Here is a 1,528-nt window from a genome sequence, read left to right as displayed (position 1 = left end):
TAACTAAATGGCAGTTGCAGAAAATTAAAAAAGCCCTAAAAAGGGCTTAATTGTGTTTTGGTCATAAATTTTTAGAGCGTTGTGCAACGATTACCATTGTTGCCATTAGTTATTTTTCACGCTTGGTTCTTGTTGTGTCGAGCAATGTATTCCTCCACCATTATAATTTATGGTCATCACATCTAAAAGAATCAATTCTCTATTTGGAAAAACTTCTTTCATAATTTTCTTTACTTTTTCTTCTTTTTCAAATGATGAACCTTGGTCGATATAAGTAGACATTAAAACTAAATCATTAGTAACAAGATAATTTAGGTAACTTGATGCAGCGACCCAATTTATAGAATCTCCAACTTTCAATTGGTTTTTATTTGGTCCCCAATTTTTTCCTACCGTCCAATTTTTAAAGACTACACTTGAATTATTATCAGATTCAGTTACATTAGTTTTTAAATAGATTGGGTCTGGTAATGGAAATTTTATGATTTTAAATGGTTTTCCATCTTGGTCTTTAGTGTTTTCTAAAATTTTTAGATTTGCTGACATTCTTTCATAATTCCATTTGTTTATGGGATTCAAATCTTTCTCTGATTCATCTACCCAAGCTAATAGAATTGTAGAATCGTTTACAAAACGAACAAATTCGTCGGTGTGTCCTGAAACTCCCCAACCATAGTAATTATCATATATTTTGTTCCACCAAAAACCGTCCTCTACTAGTCCGCTTTTGAGCCAAATTATATTCGAAACGCCGAGTACACGTTTTAATTCGGATTCGAGATACTCTCTAGATTTGCCTGGGTTTCTTTGAAAAGTTACAGACTCTGATTGTATTAAAGTTCCTTTTCCATTTACTTCTATAGATCCACCTTCCATATTTACATCAGTCTTTATGGATTTTAAATTCTCAACTGCTCCCATAATGGAATCAACCATTCCAGTTTTTCCCAAGGCTTGTTTATAATAAATATCAACACTATCTTTATTTCCTTTATAATAGTTTTCTAACCACTCCTTGTTACCGTAAAGTGTCCAACCAAAATCTACTACCTTCTTTTCTCCTTTTCCGTTGATAACATAAGTTGCTCCGTGGTCTCGCATCCAATATCTATTATCTGGAATAATACTAAATTGAAATTTGGCTATATCTAAATTGAGTGAGGTCAATGTGTCTTTTAATCTTTCTAAAGAAGCTTGATTATTTGAAATAACCTTTATTGGTATTTTTGGATATAAGGCTTTAGTAATATCTAAAAATGGTTTTTGATATGGTGGATAATCAGACCAACCTAACCAGACTGCATCTTGTTTTTCATATTCTGCTGGCATATAAAATTTATCAGAAGTTAAATTTTTGTCTTCAGACTTTTCATTTTTGCAACTAATTAGAAGAAAAATTACTAGTGTTAAGGTTATGTACTTCATTTTTTTCATAATGTCTTGTCCTGAAATATGGCTACAGGTTAAAATTGAATTAAGCTGATAATTTATATACCATATTTGGTGTTTTATAATCTAAAGATAAATG

Annotated in this window: 1 protein-coding gene; it reads right to left on the bottom strand. The window is 31.0% G+C overall.

The window, feature by feature from the left end:
• Positions 1 to 105 precede the first annotated feature (105 nt).
• Entirely contained in the window at positions 106 to 1,425 is a 1,320-nt protein-coding gene (locus H593_RS0115405) for an agmatine deiminase family protein (protein WP_028873244.1), read from the bottom strand.
• Positions 1,426 to 1,528: the final 103 nt, after the last annotated feature.

The organism is Psychroserpens burtonensis DSM 12212 (assembly GCF_000425305.1).
GTDB classification, from domain to species: domain Bacteria; phylum Bacteroidota; class Bacteroidia; order Flavobacteriales; family Flavobacteriaceae; genus Psychroserpens; species Psychroserpens burtonensis.
The sequence above is the reverse complement of the archived record's forward strand: the minus strand, read 5'-3'. Positions and strand labels throughout refer to the sequence as shown.

Coding starts and splice junctions, on each gene's coding strand:
- H593_RS0115405 (WP_028873244.1), bottom strand. CDS start 1,425: ATGAAGTACATAACCTTAACACTAGTAATTTTTCTTCTAATTAGTTGC.